The organism is Cellulomonas sp. H30R-01 (assembly GCF_010119915.1).
GTDB classification, from domain to species: domain Bacteria; phylum Actinomycetota; class Actinomycetes; order Actinomycetales; family Cellulomonadaceae; genus Cellulomonas; species Cellulomonas algicola.
Genome location: NZ_CP048210.1, coordinates 3694137 through 3715998 on the forward strand (window position 1 = coordinate 3694137; position 21862 = coordinate 3715998).

14 protein-coding genes are annotated in these 21862 nt (G+C 71.8%); 8 read left to right on the top strand and 6 right to left on the bottom strand.

Going from position 1 to position 21862, the window contains the following annotated elements; genetic code table 11:
- Positions 1–499 precede the first annotated feature (499 nt).
- Positions 500–2029: a chromosomal replication initiator protein DnaA gene (gene dnaA, locus GXP71_RS16545; protein ID WP_162353540.1), complete on the bottom strand. Its 1530-nt coding sequence runs from the start codon at positions 2027–2029 to the stop codon at positions 500–502.
- 478 nt (positions 2030–2507) lie between these two features.
- Between dnaA and rpmH the strand changes: the two genes are divergently transcribed.
- The 8 genes from rpmH (at position 2508) to GXP71_RS16585 (ending at position 15071) form a co-directional block, all read left to right on the top strand.
- Entirely contained in the window at positions 2508–2645 is a 138-nt protein-coding gene (gene rpmH, locus GXP71_RS16550) for a 50S ribosomal protein L34 (RefSeq protein WP_013885212.1), read from the top strand.
- Between the two features lie 11 nt (positions 2646–2656).
- Positions 2657–3025 (top strand): ribonuclease P protein component, encoded by a 369-nt coding sequence (gene rnpA, locus GXP71_RS16555; RefSeq protein ID WP_162353541.1) that lies wholly within the window; start codon positions 2657–2659, stop codon positions 3023–3025.
- A gap of 7 nt (positions 3026–3032) precedes the next feature.
- Positions 3033–3344 carry a membrane protein insertion efficiency factor YidD gene (gene yidD / locus GXP71_RS16560; RefSeq protein ID WP_162353542.1) on the top strand — a complete coding sequence of 104 codons (312 nt, stop codon included), beginning with the start codon at positions 3033–3035 and terminating at the stop codon, positions 3342–3344.
- A gap of 21 nt (positions 3345–3365) precedes the next feature.
- Positions 3366–4658, top strand: coding sequence for a membrane protein insertase YidC (gene yidC, locus GXP71_RS16565; protein ID WP_202924274.1), 1293 nt, complete (start codon positions 3366–3368; stop codon positions 4656–4658).
- A gap of 52 nt (positions 4659–4710) precedes the next feature.
- The gene (locus GXP71_RS16570) at positions 4711–5223 is read left to right on the top strand and encodes a R3H domain-containing nucleic acid-binding protein (RefSeq protein WP_162353543.1); all 513 of its coding nucleotides are present in this window, start codon (positions 4711–4713) and stop codon (positions 5221–5223) included.
- Between the two features lie 5684 nt (positions 5224–10907).
- A complete protein-coding gene (rsmG, locus tag GXP71_RS16575; protein WP_370520948.1) occupies positions 10908–11660 on the top strand; it encodes a 16S rRNA (guanine(527)-N(7))-methyltransferase RsmG in 753 nt (250 codons plus the stop codon).
- On the top strand, positions 11650–13797 hold the full coding sequence (locus GXP71_RS20570; RefSeq protein WP_304515693.1) for an AAA family ATPase: 2148 nt from the start codon (positions 11650–11652) through the stop codon (positions 13795–13797). The genes rsmG and GXP71_RS20570 overlap by 11 nt, the downstream gene beginning before the upstream one ends.
- Complete coding sequence (locus tag GXP71_RS16585; RefSeq protein WP_162353544.1) at positions 13794–15071, top strand: ParB/RepB/Spo0J family partition protein; 1278 nt, start codon at positions 13794–13796, stop codon at positions 15069–15071. The genes GXP71_RS20570 and GXP71_RS16585 overlap by 4 nt, the downstream gene beginning before the upstream one ends.
- Positions 15072–15134: 63 nt before the next feature.
- On the opposite strand, the gene GXP71_RS16590 is transcribed toward GXP71_RS16585, so the two are convergent.
- The 5 genes from GXP71_RS16590 to GXP71_RS16610 form a co-directional block, all read right to left on the bottom strand.
- Entirely contained in the window at positions 15135–16082 is a 948-nt protein-coding gene (locus GXP71_RS16590) for a D-alanine--D-alanine ligase (protein WP_162353545.1), read from the bottom strand.
- 610 nt (positions 16083–16692) lie between these two features.
- Positions 16693–18045 carry a PLP-dependent aminotransferase family protein gene (locus GXP71_RS16595; RefSeq protein WP_162353546.1) on the bottom strand — a complete coding sequence of 451 codons (1353 nt, stop codon included), beginning with the start codon at positions 18043–18045 and terminating at the stop codon, positions 16693–16695.
- Between the two features lie 157 nt (positions 18046–18202).
- Entirely contained in the window at positions 18203–18535 is a 333-nt protein-coding gene (gene trxA / locus GXP71_RS16600) for a thioredoxin (protein ID WP_162353547.1), read from the bottom strand.
- The gene (gene trxB, locus GXP71_RS16605; RefSeq protein ID WP_162353548.1) at positions 18535–19545 is read right to left on the bottom strand and encodes a thioredoxin-disulfide reductase; all 1011 of its coding nucleotides are present in this window, start codon (positions 19543–19545) and stop codon (positions 18535–18537) included. The genes trxA and trxB overlap by 1 nt, the downstream gene beginning before the upstream one ends.
- Positions 19546–19685: 140 nt before the next feature.
- Positions 19686–21809: a protein kinase family protein gene (locus GXP71_RS16610; protein ID WP_162353549.1), complete on the bottom strand. Its 2124-nt coding sequence runs from the start codon at positions 21807–21809 to the stop codon at positions 19686–19688.
- Positions 21810–21862: the final 53 nt, after the last annotated feature.

Consider the following 21862-nt stretch of genomic DNA (forward strand, 5'->3'; position numbering starts at 1 on the left):
CGTCGTCGTCATCGGTCGTGTGCATGGTGTGGATCTCGGCCGTCCGTGCAGGTCAGGTCGCCGAGGGCGTGTGGACGTGCTGTGGGCGGCGCGCCGGTGACCCGGTGGACGCTCGTGGACGTCCCGGAGAGGCCCTCGCGGCATCCACGGACGAGTGCCGGGTCCTCCACAGTGCAGAGGCGTGTCGTCCACCGTCGTCCACAGGTGTGTGCACAGGTGTGAACATTCGTCCCATGCATGTTTCATCCGGAACGTGAGGGTTGCGGTCAAGGCTCTCGCATCGATTCGACGATGAGACTTGTCTCATCGCTGATGACGTCGAGCGCGCACCGGGTGGCGCGTCGGCGGCGCGAAGCTGCAGTTCAGAGTGCTTTTCTGCGCGGTGCTCGCGCGCGCTGATCCGAACGGGTGAACAGCGTCACAAACATCCCCAGCCACCTGTGGAAACTGTGGACAACCGTGAGGACGGATCCGCCACGAACCGGACAGGAAGGGCGGATCAGCCCCGGCTCTGCTGCTTGATCCGGTTCGTGAGCTCGGTCACCTGGTTGTAGATCGACCGGCGCTCGGCCATGAGCTCGCGGATCTTGCGGTTCGCGTGCATGACCGTCGTGTGGTCACGACCGCCGAACGCCTGGCCGATCTTCGGCAGGGACAGGTCGGTGAGCTCGCGGCACAGGTACATCGCGATCTGCCGAGCCGTGACGAGCACCCGCGAGCGGCTCGAGCCGCACAGGTCGTCGATCGAGAGCCCGAAGTACGCAGCCGTCTGGCCGATCACCTGCGTCGCCGTGATCTCCGCGGTCTGCTCGTCCGTGATGAGGTCCTTGAGGACGATCTCCGCGAGCGACAGGTCGACCTGCTGACGGTTGAGGTTCGCGAAGGCGGTCACGCGGATCAGCGCACCCTCGAGCTCACGGATGTTGGTCGAGATCTTGCTCGCGATGTACTCGAGGACGTCCGGCGGCGCCTGGAGCCGCTCGCTGCCGGCCTTCTTGCGGAGGATCGCGATGCGCGTCTCGAGGTCCGGCGGCTGGACGTCGGTGATGAGGCCCCACTCGAACCGTGACCGCATGCGGTCCTCGAAGCCGTTCAGCTGCTTCGGCGGCAGGTCGGACGTGATCACGACCTGCTTGTTCGCGTTGTGCAGCGTGTTGAACGTGTGGAAGAACTCCTCCATCGTCTGTTCCTTGCCCTGCAGGAACTGGATGTCGTCGATGAGGAGCACGTCGACCTCGCGGTAGCGGCGCTGGAACGCGCCCGCCTTGCCCTCGGAGATCGAGTTGATGAAGTCGTTCGTGAACTCCTCCGAGTTCACGTACCGCACGCGCACGCTTGGGTACAGGTTGTAGGCGTAGTGCCCGATCGCGTGCAGCAGGTGCGTCTTGCCCAGACCGGAGTCGCCGTAGATGAAGAGCGGGTTGTACGCCTTGGCCGGCGCCTCGGCGACGGCGACCGCCGCCGCGTGAGCGAAGCGGTTCGACGAGCCGATGACGAACGTCTCGAACTGGTACTTGGGGTTGAGGCGCGCGGGTTCCGACGCCTGCTTGCGGCCCGCCGGCAGCGGGCGGTGGTCGATCGCGGACCGGCCGGGACCGGCGCCGTCGTCGTCCTGCCCGCCGTGCACGACGCTCAGGTCCGGGCGGTCGGGCCGGTCGGAGGCCTCGTCCGACCCGTCCTCACGGTGCGGTGACGCGTCGTTGCGGTCGAGCGGAGCCGGGGGAGCGGGAGGGACGACGCGCAGGGACGGGGTGGTGTCGCTCGCGAGCTCCGGGTCGACCGTGATCGCGAAGCGGGCCTCGCGGTCGAGGGCGTCCGACAGGGCGTCCGTGACCTCCGACCGCACGCGCGTCTCGAGGTAGTCCTTCGTCAGGTCGTTGCCGACGGCCAGCAGCAACGTGCCGTCGAGGAGCCCGAGCGGACGCGCGAGCCGGACGAAGGCGATCTGCCGCGGCGTGATGTCGGGGCTCGCCTCGAGGGTCGCGACGACGTGACCCCAGACCCGGGCGAGCTCTTCGTCCTGTGACAACGTCCTACCTCAGCTGATCGATCGTGGAGTGGTCGAGTCTCGCACGGCCCCCGTTGTCCACATACTTGTCCACACCTGTGCGCGGTCGCCTCGCACCCGTCCTGACGGCACGACGCCGGGCCGTGGTGCGCCGACGGCGGCCCGTCGCGGACGACCTCTCCACACGGGATGGTCCACGACGTCCACAGGCACGGCGACGACGAACGATGCTAGCCCCCGACGACGCGCCGGGGGAGGCGTCCTGCCGGGTGACCTCACCAGCTGTCCAGGTAGGCTCCCGGCAGGCGGACGTGGCGCTCCGGCCCATTTGACCGGCCGCGACGACGCGGCGTACCGTTGTCCAGCCTTCCTGATGGCTCCTGCTGGCGCGCCCTGACGCCACACGCCGCGTGCGTGTCCTTGGAGCAGTCGAGCTCGGCAGACAGACCAGGTCACGCGCCCACGCGCGGGGCCCAACCCGGATGTAGTGGAGACTCTCGTGAGCAAGCGCACGTTCCAGCCGAACAACCGGCGCCGCGCCAAGACGCATGGCTTCCGTCTGCGCATGCGCACCCGCGCGGGTCGCGCGATCCTCGCGGCCCGTCGCCGCAAGGGTCGCTCCGAGCTCTCGGCCTGACGCCAGCGCCGGTGCTGCCCGCAGCGCACCGGATGCGCCGCGCTGCCGACTTCGAGCAGGCGGTGCGCCGTGGTGCGCGCAGCGGCCGGGACACCCTCGTGGTGCACCTGACGACCAAGACCGACCCAGGACCCGACGGTCCCGTGGTCGGTCTTGTCGTGTCCAAGGCCGTGGGCACGGCGGTCCGCCGCAACCTCGTCAAGCGACGGCTGCGCGAGCTCGTGCGGGGCCACCTCGACACGCTTCCCGCCGACGCGGGACTCGTCGTCCGGGCGCTCCCGCCCGCAGCGACCGCCGACTACGCGCGGCTGGGGGCCGACCTCGACTCCGCTCTCGCCACCGCGACGCGGCGCCTCACGCGTCGCCCGGCCCAGGCGTAGCCGCCCCATGACCTGGCGATCCGTGGTGCGTGGTGCCGTGCGCCTGCCGGCCCAGCTCGTGCTGCTCCTCCTGCGCGGGTACCAGCGGTTCATCTCGCCGATGACACCGCCCACCTGCCGCTTCTACCCGTCGTGCTCGCAGTACGCCGTCATCGCCGTCACGCGTCACGGGCTGCTCTACGGCTCGTGGCTCGCCGCGCGCCGGCTGCTGCGGTGCCACCCCTGGAACCCCGGGGGCGTCGACGACGTTCCACCGGCGCGTCCTCCGCACCACCACCGTCTTCACCGTCACCCTGACGTGGCTCCGTCCACGCACTGATCCCCTCCGAGGAGCCCCCGGATGTCGTGGTTCGACGGACTGCTCAGTCCCATCATGACCGTCGTGGCCTGGATCATGGTCCAGTTCCACGCCCTGTTCACGACGCTCGGGCTCGACCCCGAGAGCGGCGCTGCATGGGGCCTGTCGATCGTCGGTCTCGTGATCGTGATCCGGATCCTGCTGATCCCGCTGTTCTTCAAGCAGATCAAGGCGTCGCGCGGCATGCAGCTGCTCGCGCCCGAGATGCAGGCGATCCAGAAGAAGTACAAGGGGAAGACCGACCCCGCGTCCCGTGAGGCCATGAGCCGCGAGACGATGGAGCTCTACCGCAAGCACGGCACGAACCCGTTCGCGTCCTGCCTGCCGATCCTGCTCCAGTCGCCGATCTTCTTCGCCCTGTTCCGGGTGCTCATCGAGCTGCCGCGCATCGCCGCCGGCACCTACGACCCCATCGGCCCCATGACGCCCGAGCTCGCCGCTCAGGCCGAGGCCGCCACCATCTTCGGCGCCCCGCTGTCCGGCACGTTCATGACCGCCGGCGACAACTGGCACATCCGCGTCGTGACCGTCGTCCTCATCATCGCGATGTCCGCGACCACGTTCCTCACGCAGCGCCAGCTGACCATGAAGAACATGCCGCCCGCCGCCCTGCAGGGCCCGATGGCGCAGCAGCAGAAGGTGCTCCTGTATGTCCTGCCGCTGATCTTCGCCTTCTCCGGCGTCAACTTCCCCATCGGTGTCCTCATCTACTGGACCACCACCAACCTGTGGTCGATGGGCCAGCAGTTCTACACTATCCGCCGCATGCCGGCACCGGGCTCCGAGGCCGAGCGCCTGATGAAGGAGCGCAAGGCCCGGCGCGCCGCCGCCCGCGGCATCACGCTCGAGGAGCCGACCACCTCGACCGCCGTCATCGAGGAGAAGCCGCGCGGCCAGCGTCAGCAGCCCAAGCGGAAGGACCGGGCCAAGGGAGTCGCCGGCGCCCCGGGCTCTGCCGCAGGATCCGGCACGGAGAGCGGCGACGCGGCAGCGCCGACGTCGAGCTCCGTCACCGCCAGCGGGGCGACCACCCCCGCGGGCGGTCCGAGCGCCAAGGGCGCGGCACCCAAGGGTGGCCAGCCGAAGGGCGGCGCACCCAAGGCCGGTCCCGCCAAGTCCGGCGGTGCGAAGCCCGGCACGGGCAAGACCGGCCCTGCCAAGTCCGGTGGAAGCAAGCCCGGCAGCGGCGGTGCCTCTCGCACCCAGCCCTCTCGCGACGCGCAGGGCGGTGCGGGCGGCGACGGTGCCGGCCCCGACAGCCCGACGCGGTCGTAGAACCCGTCCACCCACGTCAGCCGACAATCCTGTCGACGATCGGAGAGACCTCATGAGCCCGAGCTCGCCCGACGAAGCGGTCGAGTCCACCAGCACCAAGCGCCTCGAGGAAGAGGGCGAGATCGCCGCGGACTACCTCGAGGAGCTCCTCGACATCGCCGACCTCGACGGTGACATCGACATCGACATCGACCACGGTCGCGCCGCTGTCGAGATCGTCTCCGAGGACCCGGAAGACCGTTCGCTGCGTCGCCTCGCCGGCCGCGACGGGGAGGTGCTCGACGCCCTGCAGGAGCTGACACGCCTCGCCGTGCAGACGAAGACGGGGGAGCGCAGCCGCCTCATGCTCGACGTCGCGGGGTTCCGTGCGGCTCGGCGCACCGAGCTCGTGGGCGTCGCGGAGGACGCGATCGCCCGCGTCAAGACGTCGGGGGCGCCCGTCGCACTCACGGCGATGAACCCGTTCGAGCGGAAGGTCGTCCACGACGCCGTCGCCGCTGCAGGGCTGTCGAGCGACTCGGAGGGCGTCGAGCCCGATCGGCACGTGGTGATCCGCCCGGCCTGATCCGGGGAGATCGTCCACAGGGCGGGGTGACTTCGGTCGCCCCGCCTTTGTCGTCTCCGATGTGGTCCCGGGGCGACTTGCCACGACCGAGGGCACTCACGCCAGTGCAGTCCCGCGTGGAAGCGGGGACGATCACGAGGATGACGCGGCTACCCTCGCCGCGGACGCCGGACGCCGGACGCCGGACGCCGGACGCCGGACGCCGGACGCCGGACGCCGGACGCCGGACGCCGGACGCCGGACGCCGGACGCCGGACGCCGGACGCCGGACGCCGGACGCCGGACGCCGGACGCCGGACGGCAACGACGACGGACGACGGATTACCGACCACTGCGCCAGGCCGCCGCCGTCATCCCCTCGGCGACCGGCGCCAACGAGCCGTGAGTGTGCGCGTTTCACGTGAAACACGGGACGAGCCGACTGGAGGTGCGGTCGAAGGTCGCTCTGTCGACGGACTTGCGTCTGCGAAGCGCTTGTTGGCTAGTCGCAACCCGGGTGGCCGGTAGGCGAGTGGGAGGCGGGTCGCTGACTGTGTCGGCGCGTCTCGCGACGAACGTTTCACGCTTCGTAGCTGTTTCACGTGAAACAGGACTGGTTGGGCGTCGCTGACATCTCGCCCGAGGGCTATGCCCATAGCGAGTCGAGGCCTGTTTGGCGGTCACTCTGCCGACGAATGGCTCGCGCGAGGTTGCCGGTCGTTCCGGTGGAGGGGGACACCACTGCGTCCGGTGCCTCGAACTGTGCGCGATGGTGGCGGCAGCGCTCGTCGGCTCACGCTCAACATCCCAGCGGCCCACCCATGTGCCACTGGCCGCTGCAGGCTCGAGATCGCAAGACGTCTGGACCGTGATCAGGGACGTCCTCCGATCCGGTTCCGATACCCGACCGCCGCGTCGCGGACCGCACGCAGGCGTGGGGTGGCATCCCTGACGAACAGGCAGCGCTCTGATGCGGATCTCCGTTCGATCCGGATGTCAGTCGGCTGACTTGTTGTGTGCCGGCCCGGGCGCGCTCAGCTGACCGGTGGAGCGGAGTTGCGCCGGGCCGATTGCGTTGTGCTTACGGGTGAGGGCCGCGACGAGTTCGTAGGTTCGCGGGGGATTCGCTGGCGGGTGGGCTTCGGATGTCAGGTGGGGCCGACGGGCTTGGTCCTGCTGTGAGGCCCTCCTCAACCGCACTCGCTGGAGCCCCGGGGCGGCCCCCGGCTCGATAGACACCTCGACGCGGTGGCTGCGGGTGAGCAGCCTTCGCTTGCCGCCGGCTGCAAACAGATGGACGCAGTGTTCTTCAGGCGGGTCATATGCCATCAAGAGGTCAAATCCCGGACGTGGAGAGGTTGTCGGCGGGCGCGCGCACGCCGCAGGGGTGGGCATTGGGCGAACTGGATCAAGTCTGCAGACTTGTGCTCTCAGCGTCGGCGCAGCTCGGGTACGCGGTGAGGTTCGGCCTTCCCATCGCCGCGTGAGGGCGTGGTGGCGCGGGACCGTCAAGCATCAGCAATCGCGCGGAGCGTCGAGTCGACGCGTTTCACGTGACGGCGGGCGGGTGGCTCGCGCGTTGGTGAGCGGCGAGCGGTAAGGAGCAGGCCCGCGACGAGCCCGCCGAGGCCGCCGCCTGCGGGCGGCTGGCGTCGAGCGGTAAGCAGTGAGCTTCTGTTGCGAAGGGGTCGAACTGACGACGTGTCGTTTCGCAGGAAGCGTTGACACGCGCTGCGAGCCTCGCCGGATGGGAGCCATGTCGGCACCGAGTCGTCTGACAAGCGGAAGTGCGGCGTCGTTCCCATCACGGACGTCGTGGCCACGTCCACTCGGCGCGGGGCAAGAGACAGCGTCTCGGCTACGAACCGGAGACGCTCACCGGACGACAGACGTTCGTTCGCTCAGGCGGTTGATCACCGACACGGAGCGTCGACCCACGTGCGGGCTTGCGCGAAGAGACCCCGCGGGACATCTCTTCACAGCGGAGGCTTCCCGAGCCGCCATCGACGTGACACGTCCGGCTGAGGATGAGCTGCAGGGACTGGAGGAGAACGTCTGAAGGCGAGTAGCACGCGCGCATCACGTCATCAGCAATTCTCGCCCAACAACAGACACTCTGTGCCGGGCCGGCGGAGTAGATGGACTCCGCAGGGGCAGGCGGGGCGTCCGGCAGGGCGGACCAGATCGCCGCAGGACCCCCCGACTGCGTTGCCGGCCCGGGCGGTGCGCCGCCACGATGGGAAAGCCGCTGCACAAGCCGGTGCGCGTCGATCGACGCCGGTCACCGTGCGCGGTGCCCGCAGCTGAACGCCCCATGCGCTGGTGGACGCCTTGCCTCCTGGCGCCTCGCTCCAGCGCGAGTCGAGTGTGAGCAGAGGCCGACGGGCAATGCAGCGCGGGAGGTCCGCGTGTGAGGGCTGCGCGGGTCCGATGTTCCCCGAGGGTGATGCTCCGAGAAGTCGACGGACCACTCACTCGTCATGAGTTCGCCCGGGCGGCGGGCGTCCGCCCACGTCGGGTTGAACACCGGGCGCGTCGGTCGAGAGGGCGAGCATTCCGGGCGTAAGCGTCCCGCCCACCCGGGCTTGCCCGGGACCATGACCGTCTCGCTCCGCAGGCGAACGGCTGTTTCACGTGAAACGGTGCGCGGTGTCGCTGCCAGGCGGACTGATCCGCCGTCAGTTGTGAGACGCACGGTCCGGGCGCCGCTGACGCGGCGGAGCTATGTGGGCGCCGTCCATCCGGCGGGAGCGTCCAACCAGGCTTCGATCTCATGACGATCGGTGTTGAACCGTGCCAGCGGCGCGGCGCAGTGTGGCGCGCGGCAGGCGGGTCACGCCGCGCGCCGCGCGGGAGCGTCGGTCGGGTACGCGAGGCGCGCACACCGGGGGAGCCCAGAGTCGTGCCACAGAGGCCCCTGCACGAGTCGGTCGACAAGGTGCGTGCAGGCCACGCACCGAGCGCAGCAACAGACGTCAAGGCACACTCGCGCGCCGCGCAGCACGTGTCGCCCACGGGGTCGGGCGAGCGATTGCGTTCCGAACGGCTTGAGGTTTGGCGGCGTGTGAGACGCGGCGGGTGAAGAACCCAGCGGAGACGCAGTCGCTCTCAGGCCTCTTATGGTGCGGGCGGCCACGGAGCGCTGATCTCGAGTACGTGGGACCGCTCGAGTTTCACGTGAAACACGCCCCGCCCCGCGGGCCGTTGCACGCGCCACCCGCGGACGTACCGTTGTCGCTCGGCCGCGCGTTGGTTTCACGTGAAACAGACGGCGAGCGGGCGGGCATAAGCTGCACGGGTTGCGGAGGCCGTCTGGAGGCAGGGCATGAGCGCCGAAACGGCGCGAGCCCGCGCCGACCGGATGGCAGGCTCCCGGTACCGCGTGACGCGCTCCGGGGCGAGTCGGCCACGGTCCCGAGCCGGCGTCGTCCCCGCGCGCCAGTGGCAGCCGACCGGCAGTCGCCGGTCAGCTGCAACGAACGCCGCGGTCCTTGAGTCACTGCCGCGAGTACCGAATCTCGTGCCAAGCACCGAGCAGCGAGCCGCTCGGAGCCGGGCACTGCGCACCGGGTTCCAGCGGCCAGCGTGGCACCGAGCGCCGAGCGCCGAGCGCCGAGTGCCGAGTGCCGAGTGCCGAGTGCCGAGTGCTGAGTGCCGGGTGCCGGGTGTCGGGTGTCGAACTGCCGAGCACCAAGCACCGAGCACTGAGCACCGAGCACCGCGCACCGAGCGCCGAGCGCTGAGCACTGAGCACCGAGCACTGAGCACCGAGCACCGCGCACCGAGCGCCGAGCGCTGAGCACTGAGCACTGAGCACCGAGCGCCGAGCACCCCGGGCGCCCGAGCACTGAGCATCGAGCACCCGAGCACCCCCGGCACCCGGGCACCGAGCACCCCGGGCACCCGAGCACCGAGCACCCGGGCACCCGAGCACCCCCGGCACCCGGGCACCGAGCACCCCGGGCACCCGAGCACCCGAGCACCGAGCACCCGAGCACCCGGGCACCGAGCACCCGAGCACCCGAGCACCGAGCACCCGAGCACCCGGGCACCCGGGCACCCGAGCACCCGGGCACCCGAGCACCCGGGCACCCGAGCACCCGGGCACCCGGGCACCCGGGCACCCGAGCACCGAGCACCGAGCACCGAGCACCCGGGCTCCGGGCAGCGAACTCCGCCCGCATGCACGCAGCAGGCCGACATAGGTGCGGAGTCAAGGCTGGGCAACGGAGGACGAGGAGTCGCGCGGCCTTGGGGCGGGCAGAGCGGGGTCCAGGCCGTGGGAAGGAGCAGCGGACCAGGCGCCCAGGCGGAGTCAGAGGCCGGGGGAGGTGGCTTGCGGATCGGACAGCTGGAGCGCGTGACCGGGAGAAGGGGACGGAGACCGGGCCGGGTGGGGAGTCGGGGACCAGACGTGGAGACGAGGAAGAGGAGCGCGGGGGAGCAGCGGACCGGAGGGCGGAGCGAACCGAAGCCGCAGGGAGCGGGGGAGCGGTCGACCAGGAGGCTGATGGCGAACCTGGCCTGGAGGTCGGGCAGGACGGGGAAACAGCGAGTCGGCCGGGCGCACTAGAACCGTGGTCCAGGAATGTCGAGGAGGAGGCGACCGGGAGGCAGCAGTGCGGTGGACCAGGAGCTGGGGCTCCAACGGGAGGCAGGCCACGAGACGACGGGGGAGCAGGCAGCAAGAGGAGGCACGGCCCCGCGCGGTTGGAGCGCTCACGGGCAGTGAGGCCGAAAGCAGCGATCGGAGAACTGGGTGCCGATGGCAGAGAGCAGCTGGCTGGCAGGTTGACCCACCGGGCGTGGGCGGCCCAGGAAGCGCGAAGGTGAAGCGATCGTCCACACAAGCTCGGGGTCCCGCGGAGCGGCAGCCGAGCGCACGAACTGCGGAGCAGCGGTCGAGCTACGACCGCCGACGTCGTGGGGCGAGTTGCGGGGGCCGCACCGCTTCATACGCACGGCGCATGACGCACCGACTGCCGTCCAACGACCACGCGTCGTCGGCGCCGTGCGTCGCGTCCTCAGCGCAGGCGCGCGAGGCCAGGCTTGTGCACTGAAGGTCCGCGCCGAGCGCCGGGGACCGCGCGCCGAGCGCCGAGTGCCGGGGACCGAGCGCCGAGCGCCGAGCGCCGAGCGCCGAGCGCCGAGCGCCGAGCGCCGAGCGCCGAGCGCCAAGCGCCAAGCGCCAAGCCGACCGCCGATGACCGCGCGCAGAGCACCATCGAGCGCCGAGCGCCGAGCGCCGAGCGCCGAGCGCCGGGCATCGGGCATCGGGCATCGGGCCCAGGGCTCGGCGTGCGTTCACTCAGCCTCCGACCCCGGGCGCCGGCACCCGGCGGAGCGGTCCGGACGGCGCGACGGCCGGTGAGAACCCAGGCGGCGTTCGATGCCAGACGTGCGGGTGTCCGGATGCCTGAGCGGTGGGGTAGTGACCGGTCGTGCGGGCCCGCGAGCCACCGGACGCTTGGTCGAGGAACCGGAAAGGTGTCGCCACCTCGTCGATCGATGGATCGCAGGGTCCGTGAGGCTTCACGAGCGTGCGGAGACGACGGCGGCGGCCGGCGTGCGGCACAGGGGCCAGGGTCGACATCGGCGTGTCGGGCGGGATGTCGGCGATGGGTGCGCGACCCGCCTGTGGATGGGCCAGAAGGGCGCCGGACCGCACGGTACGGTGGGTCGTCGCCGCGGCCCACGGGCGGCGCGTGTGGAGGTTCACCACGCACACCGTGCGCACGCGGGGCGCCACACAGAGCGTTGTTTCACGTGAAACGGGGGACGTAGTGACGGGTGAGGCCCCCGACGTGACAGGCGCTGGTGATCCCCTGACGGGCGACCCGGCGGTGACCGAGTTCTTCGGGGCGGCGTGGCCTGCGGTCGCGGGATTCCACTCGATGCTCGTCGACGAGGGTGTGCTCCGCGGCTTGGTCGGACCCCGCGAAGTCACGCGGTTGTGGTCTCGACACCTCCTGAACTCCGCAGCAGTCGTGCCGTTCCTACCGGAGCAGGGGCGGATCATCGATCTCGGCAGCGGCGCCGGCCTGCCGGGGATCGTGGTGGCCGCGATGCGGCCCGAGTGCGAGGTCGTGCTCCTGGAGCCGATGGAGCGTCGTACCGACTGGCTGACCGAGGTCGCCGCGCAGCTGCACCTCGAGAACGTCGTCATCGAGCGGAACAGGGCACAGGACGTCCACGGCCGACTCGTCGGCGATGCGGTCACGGCGCGCGCAGTCGCCTCGCTCGACAAGCTCTACCGCATGGCACTTCCTCTCCTACGCCCAGGCGGAGTCCTCGTCGCGCTCAAGGGCGACAAGGCTGAGCAGGAAGTGCAAGACGCCAAGCACGTCGGGAAGAAGTGGGGTGCGGGCGTTGCCGAGGTGGCCTTGGCGTCGACGATCGCGGGAGTCGAGCCCACTCGAGTCGTCCGAGTCGTACGGGAGGTGGCAGGTGTTCGGTAGGAAGAAGCGCAAGGCGGAGCCGGTGTCGGCGGAGCCGAACCTGATGCCGGCGCCGACACCGTTCGGCGCCGCATCGGGCGGAGGCGACCCTGAGGCGCCCGTCTGGACGCCGGCCGGCGACGCGACGACCGAGCTGAGCGCCCCACCGAGGGGGAGCGGCGCGACGTCTGGTAGCGATGTCGACTCGCCAGTGACTCTCGGAAGCGCGTGGGCGAGCGTGGAGCCCTCCCCGGGTGGAACAGGCGGTCCGGCCGTCGCGCACGGGTTGCCGTCGCCGACCGCGGACAGCGGGTTCGGAGACGTTTCACGTGGAACGACGACGGACGCGCCGACGGCTCCGGATGAGGTCGACCTCGCCCTCCGCCCGAACTGGTCACTGGCACCCGACGGCGAGCGCAGCGGGGATTCGTCGGAGGCGCGCCACGACGTGCTGCAGGCCGATGCGAGGTCGGCATCGTCGGCTCCCGAGTGGCGCGCGACCTCCGACGACGGCGCGCCGCTCATCCCGTCCGAGCCAACGACGGCGCCTCCCGCGGACAGTCAGCCGGTCGGAGCCGCGCGTGCGAGCGAGGAGCCTCAAGACGCCTCACTCGTTTCACGTGAAACGGCGACGTCGAACGTCGAGGGCAGCGTCCGAATCTTCCACGAGACGGTGTCAGCACCGAACGCCTCTCACGCGGGCGCCGACGCGACGACGGAAAGCACCCCTTCGACGGTCACGGGGGTTGACGGTGATGGGGGAGAATCTGTCGACAACCCTGCTGCGCCCGATGCGGCTGGCACCGCCGCTCAGTCGTCCGCCGGTCTCGAGCTCGCCCCGGAACTCGTGGCGCCTGGAGCGGAGAGCGATGCGCGGGCGGACGGGGTTGAGGAGGCCATCACCCCGAGCGGTCTCGACGACCGCGCCGCGGCGCCCGATGAGGACGACGAACTGCACGTGAACCCTGAACACTCGCCGCTGTCTGCCGGCGGCGACCCTGTCCCTCTCCACGTCGACAGCGACGAGCACCGACGCGCCGCTCTCGTGAACAGCCTCCCGCAGGCGGATCACGAGACCCCGCTGATGGCCGAGCTCCAGCTGGACGCCCGCCGTCGGATCGAGCTCCGCGGTCGCCGCTTCCCGCGCCCGTCAGCGACGCGCGTGATCACTGTCGCGAACCAGAAGGGCGGCGTCGGCAAGACGACCACCACGGTCAATCTCGCGGCTGCGCTGGCCCAGGCCGGCCTCAACGTGCTGGTGCTCGACAACGACCCGCAGGGGAACGCGTCTACCGCCCTGGGCATCGACCACCGGGCCGGCACCCCGTCGATCTACGAGGTGCTGGTCGACGGCGCCCCGATCGAGGAGGCCGTGCAGGAGAGCCCTGACGTCCCCCACCTGTGGTGCCTGCCCGCCACGATCGACCTGTCGGGCGCGGAGATCGAGCTGGTCTCGATGGTCGCGAGGGAGACGCGGCTGCGGAACGCCCTGGACCGATACCTGGAGTGGCGCGCAGCGCAGGGACTCGAGCCGATCGACTACGTCTTCGTCGACTGCCCACCGAGCCTGGGGCTGCTGACGGTCAACGCGTTCGTGGTCGCACGTGAGGTCCTCATCCCCATCCAGTGCGAGTACTACGCGCTCGAAGGGCTCAGCCAGCTGCTCAAGTCGATCCAGCTGATCCAGGCCCACCTCAACCCCGACCTCCACGTCTCGACGATCCTGCTCACCATGTATGACGCCCGGACCAATCTCGCGCAGCAGGTCGCGGAGGAGGTGCGAACGCACTTCCCGGATCGCACGCTGCGGACCACGGTCCCGCGGTCGGTCAGGATCTCGGAGGCGCCGAGCTACGGCCAGACGGTGATGACCTACGACGCAGGCTCCTCGGGCGCGTTGGCGTACCTCGAGGCGGCGCGTGAGATCGCCGAGCGGGGCGCTGCCACGGCCGACGGATCCACCGACGGCGCGGACGGTGTGGCGTCGGCGAGCGTGGCCGCCGAGTCCGTCACGCACGGACACGGTGCGAACGCGAACGCCTCAACCGACCAGCACACCGCGGTCGACCCGCACACTGCCGCGCCGACCGCCGTCGCCGCGACCCACGAGCAGCACCACGGCGAGCCTGTCATGGCCGCACATCAGGAGGACCAGTGAGCGAGAAGCGACGCGGGCTCGGCCGGGGCCTCGGGGCACTCATCCCGACAGGACTGGACGGCCAGCGGCCATCGGGTGAGCGTCCGGTCGACGTCTTCTTCCCCGACGCGAGGCGGGACAACGGTGGCGCGACGGACGCGGGCGAGGGCGCACCCGCTCCGTCGACGGAGCAGCACGCCTCCGATGGCGCCGCCGCCGCGAGCGGATCGGACGGCACCGCGGCTCGTGGCGACAGCGTGCCGACCAACGGCACGACGACGGTTGCTGCGGTCGTCCAGGACGCGACCACGACCGAGTCCTCGCGCGACGGCGTCGACGGCTCGGTGAGCGTCGGCGCGGCACCGACGTCGGCGGACGCTGCCGCCGACGCCGGGCCGGGTGCGGGCGACAAGGCCGGCTCGAACGGCACGTCGACGCACGCGGTGCCGGACACGGACCCCGACGGACTCGTGCCGGTCCCCGGCGCCCGCTTCGCCGAGCTGCCGGTCGGCGCGATCCGTCCCAACCCGCGCCAGCCTCGCACCGTCTTCGACGAGGAGGCGCTGGAGGAGCTGGTCGGCTCGATCCGCGAGATCGGCGTGCTCCAGCCCGTCGTCGTCCGCGCCGTCGGCGACAGTTACGAGCTGATCATGGGGGAGCGCCGCTGGCGCGCGACTCAGGCAGCCGGGCTCGACACGATCCCGGCGATCGTGCGGGACACCGAGGACTCTGACCTGCTGCGCGACGCGCTGCTGGAGAACCTGCACCGGGCCCAGCTGAACCCGCTCGAGGAGGCGGCGGCGTACCAGCAGCTGCTGGACGACTTCGGCTGCACGCACGAGGAGCTCGCGACCCGGATCCACCGGTCGCGGCCGCAGATCTCGAACACGCTCCGTCTGCTCAAGCTGCCGCCGCTCGTGCAGCGCCGGGTCGCCGCCGGCGTGCTGTCGGCGGGCCACGCTCGCGCTCTGCTCGGTCTGAGCGACGGCGCGGCGATCGAGCGACTCGCGCAGCGCATCGTCGCCGAAGGACTCTCGGTGCGCGCGGTCGAGGAGATCGTCTCGCTCGGCGTCGACGGCGCGCCCCCGACGCGTCGCGCTGCGCCGCGAGCGGGGGACCGCAACGCGGCGCTCGACGACCTCGCCGCGCGCCTGTCGGACCGTTTCGACACGAGGGTCAAGGTGGCGCTCGGAAAGACGCGCGGTCGGCTCACGGTCGAGTTCGCGTCGGTGCAGGACCTCAACCGCATCCTGGAAAGCCTGGCGCCCGAGGACCCGGGTCTGTTGAAGAGCTGACCCGTCAGTTCGACTGAACCGGGACGAAAGGGGCGCGGACCTGCGGGTTCGCGCCCCTTCGCGCTAGGTCAGAGAGGCAAGCACGAGCGATCGGTACAAGTCTCCTAGATTGTGCCCTGCACCCTCGGCTGCCTGCGGTAGAAGCGAGGTCTCGGTCATCCCGGGGGCCACGTTGACCTCGAGGAACCACGCCCGCCCTTCGACGTCGACGATGAGGTCCGTCCGCGACAGGCGCGTGAGCCCGAGCGCCCGGTGCGCGGTCACCGCCGCCTCGCGGACGGCGGTCGCCGACTCGTCGTCGAGCCGGGCAGGGGTGAAGTACTCGACCCGCCCCGGGTTGTAGCGCGCGTCGTAGTCGTACGCCCCGTCGGTCACGATCTCGACGGGAGGGAGAGCGAAGGGACCGTCACCGGTGTCGACGACGCTGACCGCGACCTCCGTCCCGACGACGGCTCGCTCGATGAGTGCGGTGTCGCTGTAGGAGAAGCAGTCGACCATCGCGCGCGGCAGGTCGTCGGCGGACGTCACGAGATTCACGCCGAGCGCCGACCCGCCGCGCGACGGCTTCACGACGAGCGGCAGCCCCAGCCGCGCCACGACGGTGTCGAGGACGCGCCCCGCCCCGAGCTCACGGAAGAGCGACTGCGGCAGCGTGACGAACTCGGGGGTCGCGAGGCCGGCCCGGGCGACGATGGTCTTCGCGATCGGCTTGCTCCAGGCGACGCGGCTCGCGCGCGGGCCGGTACCGAGAAGCCGCAGACCGAGCAGCTGGACCACGTCCCGCACGGACCCGTCCTCACCGGAGGCACCGTGGAGGAGCGGCCACACGAGGTCGGGCCGGAGCTCGCTGAGCGCGGGGACGAGATCGGAGTCGACGTCGTGGATCGACACCTCGATGCCGGCCGACCGCAGAGCCTCGGCGACGCGCCGCCCTGAGCGCAGGGACACGTCGCGCTCGTGCGAGAGGCCGCCCGCGAGAACGGCGACGCGTGGCGAAGGCGGGATGGTCACGGCGTGGTTCCTCCGAGAGCGCGAGGCGGTACGGGTCGAGGACGACGGTGGCACACGGCGCGGCGGTGAGAGCTCCGACGTGTGCGGTCCGCCGGGGTTCTGGAGGAGACCGGACCTTGCGACCGACGCTCGCGGGGTTCGGCCGACGTCGAGTGCACGCCGGAGACCGCGGACGCCGAACGAAGTCCCGGTGCGGGGAGGCGTCGGGCGGAGGTGCGACGCGCGGTGTCGGGGTCCACCGGCACCGCGGCCGTCGGGACTTGAGAGCCCGCCGCGGCAGGACCGACAGCCGGTGCGAGGAGGTACCGGGTGCAGGCGAGAGACGCGGTACCGGGTTCAACCAGCACCGCGGCCGGCAGGACTCGAGAGGCAGCCGAGGCAGAACCGACAGGCGGTGCGAGGACATACCGGGCGCAGGCGCGACGCGCGGTTCCGGGTTCAACCAGCACGGCGGACGTCGAGGGGAGACGAGAGGCCGCGGACGCCGGACCGACGACCGGCGGGAGGAGTCGTCGGTCGTCGGCGCGACGCGCGACGCGGGGGGCGACGAGCACGACGAACGTCCGGCGAGCGGTCAGCGAGGCACTCACGGCGGTACGGACATGCGAGGTCAGGCGACGTCAGGACCGGGGGACTGCACACTGTCGGATCCGCCGCCGGCGCTGGTGCCGAAGAGCTCGACGAGCTCGCGCTCCCCGGCGACGACGCCCGCGAGCCGCCGCACGCCCTCGCGGATGCGCTCCGGCGTCGGGTAGCAGAACGAGAGCCTCATGTGGTCGGCGCCCGAGCCGTCGAAGTAGAACGCGGTGCCCGGCACGTACGCGACGCGGGCGGTGACGGCCCGGGGGAGCATGTCCTTGGCGTCGAGGCCGTCGGGCAGCCTGACCCAGGTGTAGAAGCCGCCGTCGGGGACGTTCCACGACGCCTCGGGCAGGTGCTCGGCGAGCGCGGACACCATGGCGTCGCGTCGCTCCCGGTACTGCTCGCGGTACACCTTGATCTGGCCGCGCCAGTCCGCCGTGGACAGGTAGGTCGAGATCGCGAGCTGCGACGCGTTCGACGGGCAGAGGATCGCCGACTCGGAGGCGAGGACGAGCTTCTCCCGGACGGCGTGCGGGGCGACGACCCAACCGACGCGGTAGCCGGGCGCGAAGGTCTTGGAGAAGGACCCGAGGTAGACGACGCCGTCGGCGTCCAGCGAGCGGATGGCGGCGCGCGGTTCGCTGTCGAAGCCGAGGAGCCCGTACGGGTTGTCCTCGACGACGAGGACTCCGTATCGCCGCGCGATCTCGAGGACACGCGGTCGGCGCTCGGCGGACAGCGAGACACCCGCGGGGTTGTGGAAGTTCGGCACCGTGTAGAGGAGCTTGACGGTGCGACCGGCGGCGGCGAGCGACGCCAGAGTCGACTCGAGCGCGTCCGGGTCGAGCCCGTCGGCGTCGATCGGGACGTGCACGACGCCCGCCTGGTACGCGCGGAAGACGCCGAGCGCGCCCACGTAGGAGGGGGCCTCGGCGACGACGACGTCGCCCGGGTCGACGAAGATCCTGGTCACGAGGTCGAGCGCCTGCTGGGACCCCGTGGTCACGACGACGTCGTCGGGGTGGGCGTCGATCCCTTCGAGCCGCATGACGTCGAGGATCTGCTCGCGGAGCGTCTCGTCGCCCTGGCCGGAGCCGTACTGCAGCGCCTGGAGGCCGCGCGTCGCGACGACGCGGGCGGCGAGCTCGGCGAGGTCGTCGAGGGGGAGGCCCTCGAGGAACGGCATGCCGCCCGCGAGCGAGACGACCTCGGGCCGGTTCGCGACGGCGAAGAGGGCGCGGATCTCGGAGGCGCGCATGCCGTGCGTGCGCTCGGCGTACGCCGAGAGCCAGGGGTCGAGGCGCGTGCCGGTTCCCGCCGCGGCGGAGGACGTGGGGTGGCCGCCCGACGTCTCGCGCGGGGGCCCAGGCTGCGTGGTCATCCTGGCAGTGTCGCACGTCACGACGCCGTGCCCGCGCAGCATGCGTGCGGCGAGACGTGCGGAGTGGTGCCGATCGGGCGCCGGCCGGTGGTGTGGCAGACGGACGGGCCGCCGTCCCTGGCGGGGGAACGACGGCCCGTGCGCCGTGCGGCGGATGTCAGGCTGCGGTGAGGACGTCCTCGATCTCGCCGGCGTAGAACGCCTTGGGGCGGGCGCCGATGACGGACTTCACGAGCTCGCCGCCGACGTACACGTTGAGCGTGGGGATCGACACGATCCCGTAGTCGCCGGTGACCTGGGGGTTCTCGTCGGCGTTGACCTTGACGATCTTGACGCGCCCGTCGTACTGCGCGGCGAGCTCGTCGAGGACGGGCGCGACCATGCGGCACGGGCCGCACCAGGGCGCCCAGAAGTCGACGATGACCGGGATGGGGGACTCGAGGACCTCGGACTGGAAGGTGTCGTCGGTGACGGCGGTGAGGGTGCTCATCAGGCCTCCTGGACGAGGACGGGCGCGACGGTCGTGGGCACCGGGTCGACGACGTCGTGCGCGGTGTCGCCGAGCGCGGCGAGGTAGTGCTGCGCGTCGAGCGCGGCGGCGCAGCCGGAGCCGGCCGCGGTGATCGCCTGGCGGTAGGTGTGGTCGACGACGTCACCGGCGGCGAAGACGCCGGGGATGTTGGTCAGGGTCGAGCGACCCTGCACCGAGACGTAGCCGTTGTCGTCGAGGTCGACCTGCCCGACGAGCAGGTCGGTGCGCGGCACGTGGCCGATCGCGACGAACACGCCGGTGGCGGGGTGCTCGCGGGTCTCGCCGGTGACCGTGTCGCGCAGGGTCACGCCGGTGACCTTGTCCTCGCCGTGGATGGCGACGACCTCGGAGTTCCACGCGAACTCGATCTTCGGGTCGGCCGCGGCGCGGTCGGCCATGATCTTGGACGCGCGGAGCTGGTCGCGGCGGTGCACGAGGGTGACGCGCTTGCCGAACCGGGTGAGGAAGGTGGCCTCCTCGACAGCGGAGTCACCGCCGCCGACGACGATGATCTCCTGGTCGCGGAAGAAGAACCCGTCGCAGGTCGCGCACCAGGAGACGCCGCGTCCGGAGAGGCGCTTCTCGTCGTCGAGGCCGAGCTCGCGGTACGCCGAGCCGGTGGAGAGGATGACGGCGCGCGCGGCGAACGTCTCTCCGCCGGAGACGGTGACCGTCTTGACGTCGCCCTCGAGCGACAGGGACACGGCGTCGTCCCACAGCACCTCGGCGCCGAACTTCTCGGCCTGCTTCTGCAGGGCGTCCATGAGCTCGGGGCCCTGGATGCCGTCGGGGAAGCCGGGGAAGTTCTCGACCTCGGTGGTGTTCATGAGCGCGCCACCGGCGGTGACGGAGCCGGCGACGACGAGAGGCGCGAGGCCCGCGCGGGCCGCGTAGATCGCGGCGGTGTAGCCGGCGGGGCCCGATCCGACGATGACGAGGTCGCGCACGGTGCTGGGCTGGTCGCTCACGTGAGTCCTTGGGGTACGGCGGGCCGGCGGGGTGCCGGCTGCGGGCTGTTCGCTCAACCGATCGTAGGCCGGATCTGTTCCAGTCCGGACCGCCGGGACACGTGGCGCCGGGCGGCTCCGCGCGTCCCGTGGCCTCAGGGTCAGCCGAGCGACATCTCGTTGAGCTCGAGGCGGAAGCCGCCGTCGGCAGCGGTCGGGAGCTGGGTGATCCACACGACGACGGTCGACGTCTCGACGGGGTCGAACTCGAAGACCGTGTCGGGGCCGACGGGCCCGGACGCGAGGACGGTGCCACCGCCGGGGTCGGCCGCGGTGGTGTTCCGGATCTCGACGTTCCCCCCGGTGCCGTTGACGTGCAGCGTCACCTTCGACAGCGTCGAGGGGGCCTGGAGGTTGACGACGTAGCCGACGGCGTTCTTGAAGCCGGCGAAGTCGTCGCGCTTGTACGTCTGGGTGTACCAGAACGTCGACGGGTCGCCGTCGTAGGCGCGCGCGACGGCCTCCTCGTGCTCCCCGTCGGAGTCGGACGGGTCGAACGACGTGGTCGACGCGATCACGGGGGCGGCAGCGGCGGGCGCCTCACCTGCGGGCGTCTCACCGGGCTGCTCGGCGGGCTGCTCCGGTGCCGCGGACTCGGCGGGCTGCTCCTGCGTCTGGTCGTCGGGCTGCGCCCCGGTGTCCCCGGGGTCCAGCGACGAGAAGAGCGCACGGAAGGCCAGCACGACGCCGATGACCACGGCGACCGCGACGACGGCGAGCACGAGCTTGGTGGGGTCGAAGCGGCGGCGCTCGGGGGCGTCGGGCTCGCCCCAGCCGAGCTCGTCGAAGGACTCGAGGCCGTCGTCGGGGGGAAGCACCGGGGGCAGCCCGGAGGAGCCGTCGGTGCGGTACGCGGACGTCGGTCGACGCACGGGTGCGGCGCCGTACGTTCCGGCCGGGCCGCTCGGGTCGCCGGGGGGCGGCGGGACGTGCGCGACGGGAGCTCGGGGCACCGACGCGGCCGCGGGCGACACGGGTGCGCCGTGGGACGCGAACGCACCGGGTGCTGCGGTGGGCGGTGCGACGGCCGTCGGGGGACCCCCCGCGGGGAGGACGCTCGTCGTCCCGACGGCGTCCGCCCCGGACTGGGCACCGGCACCGGCACCGGCACCGGCAAACGCTGCCGTGGGGGTACCGCCGACGAGATCGGGCGCGATCGGCACGGTGGGGTCGACGTACTCGGGCGGACCACCGGCGGCGGCCCCGGCACCCGGACCCGCCGCGGAGAACGCGCTGGACCGCGACGGCGCCGCGGGCGGCGGCGTGCCGGGTCGGTTGGCGCCCGGCGGCGGCGAGTCGAACGCGCTCCGGACCGACTGACGCTGCACGCGCACGGGCTCGGTGTCCTGCGAGACGATGTCGGCGAGCGTCGGCTCGGTCGCGGCCGCGACGGCACCGCCGAGCACGGCGGTCGCGTCGGGGACGCCCGCGACGGCGCGGATCTCCCCCCACGGCTCGAGCTCGCGCACGAGCTCACCGGGGCTGTGCGGGCCGTCGTCGTGCGGGCCGAGGGTCACGGCGCACAGGGTGTCGAGGTCTGCGGGGATGCCGGCGACGAGGTCGGACGGCGGGACGGGCCGCGCGCCGAGGAGCGGGGCCTCGGGCAGCGGGTCGCCGGCACCGGGACGGTCGCCCGCGGGCCAGAGGCCGGTGAGGGCGGCGTACAGCAGCCGGACGAGCCCCACGGTGTCGGAGCGCGTGGTGGCACGGGCGTCGCCGCCGGCCGTGCCGAGGAGCGCGGCGTCGATCGCGAGCCCGCCGAGCAGCACGCGGCCGTCGGAGTTGACGTGCAGGACGGAGGGGCGCAGCGCGAGGTGGTGCACACCGCGGCGACGGGCGACCTCGAGCGCGGACGCGGCCTCGCCGATGACGGCCCGCGCCTGGTCCGGGGTGAGGGGTGCCCGCGCGACGAGCTGGGCGAGCGACGGGCCGGTGACCTGCTCGGAGACGACGTAGCCGACGCCCTCGTGCGTGCCGACGTCGAGCACGCGGACCAGGCGGGCGTCGGTCACGAGCGCGGCGCGACGGGCGGCGTCGAGGGCGGGTGCGACGGCACCGGCCTCGAGGACCCGGACGCGCACCGGGCGGTCGAGGATCTGGTCCGTGGCCTGCCACGCGGTGGCGCCGTCGAGGTCGGAGGGTGCGGGCGCGACGATGCGGTAGCGGCCCGCCAGCACGGTGCCTCGTCCGACCTCGCTCACCAGCACCTCCTCCGGGTTCGTCACGTCAGTCCACCTCCGCCGACCCTACGGGGCGGGCGACGCGGAGGTCACCTGCA